Below are 1,380 nucleotides of genomic sequence, written 5' to 3'. Positions count from 1 at the left end.
TGAAAGACGACAACCTCAGTGAGCGCCATGAAAGTGTCGTGGTCGGGGTCACCGGTATCCAGCAGACCGGCTTTGAGAGCGTCACCGAAGCCCAGATGGTCGACGGTAAGCCACTGGCCGGCGACGCCGCTGACCATGCCCTGATTTATGATGAGGCCGAGGCGGATGTCGTGACCATCAAGCTGTTTATGATAAACAGCGACGGTCAGGTCGTGCCGGCCACTGACGGGACCCTGACCGAAGGAGACCCTGACAGCGACACCATCCAGTACATGGCGCTCCCTGTCGATGCTGATGGCAATATTCTCGCCACCTTCAACGGTGACGGTACCGTCACCCTCAAAGACCAGGATAAAGGCCAGGTCACTGTCTCGGTCACCGAGAGTGACGACAGTACCAGCAGCAACAACACCGACGTCACCACCCAGGGCATCACCCACCAAACGGTCGCACTGGGTCAGGCCTTTGAGGTCTCCGCGGTCGATGATTATTACGCCGAAGGCACGGAAAGCGTCACCGTGTCTTTGGGTGACATTGCCGGGACCGTCGTGAACACGTATGAAGCCGTGACGGTTGACGGCAGTGTCAACAACACGATCCTGGAAGATACCGGTCCTGCGGGCGCTGACGACACCGTCTATGTCATCGTGGAAGCGTCTGACGATGTGGAAGAGTCTGACGGGGCCAGCATCCATTTCACCATCAAGCTGGTCGACCAGCACGGCGACCCGGTGACCGTGCCTGACAACGGCAGTGTCACGGTTGACCTCAAGCTGCTCGGTAATGCCACTGCTGCTGACTTTGATGACGGGTTTGCGTTCCCTGACACCCTCACCATTGACGCCGGCAACAGCCAGTCCGACGTGATCACCGTCCCGGTGAAAGACGACAACCTCAGTGAGCGCCATGAAAGTGTCGTGGTCGGGGTCACCGGTATCCAGCAGACCGGCTTTGAGAGCGTCACCGAAGCCCAGATGGTCGACGGTAAGCCACTGGCCGGCGACGCCGCTGACCATGCCCTGATTTATGATGAGGCCGAGGCGGATGTCGTGACCATCAAGCTGTTTATGATAAACAGCGACGGTCAGGTCGTGCCGGCCACTGACGGGACCCTGACCGAAGGAGACCCTGACAGCGACACCATCCAGTACATGGCGCTCCCTGTCGATGCTGATGGCAATATTCTCGCCACCTTCAACGGTGACGGTACCGTCACCCTCAAAGACCAGGATAAAGGCCAGGTCACTGTCTCGGTCACCGAGAGTGACGACAGTACCAGCAGCAACAACACCGACGTCACCACCCAGGGCATCACCCACCAAACGGTCGCACTGGGTCAGGCCTTTGAGGTCTCCGCGGTCGATGATTATTACGCCGAAG

1 protein-coding gene is annotated in these 1,380 nt (G+C 58.9%); it reads left to right on the top strand.

Features of this window, described 5'->3' with window-relative positions; translation table 11 throughout:
* Positions 1-1,380, top strand: a 1,380-nt coding sequence (locus tag GCE9029_RS26605; RefSeq protein ID WP_197475426.1) for a hypothetical protein, incomplete at both ends; no start/stop codon positions are given.

The organism is Grimontia celer, from assembly GCF_900055185.1.
GTDB lineage: Bacteria > Pseudomonadota > Gammaproteobacteria > Enterobacterales > Vibrionaceae > Enterovibrio > Enterovibrio celer.
Note: the sequence above shows the minus strand (reverse complement) of the source record. Positions and strands in the feature narration are given on the sequence as shown.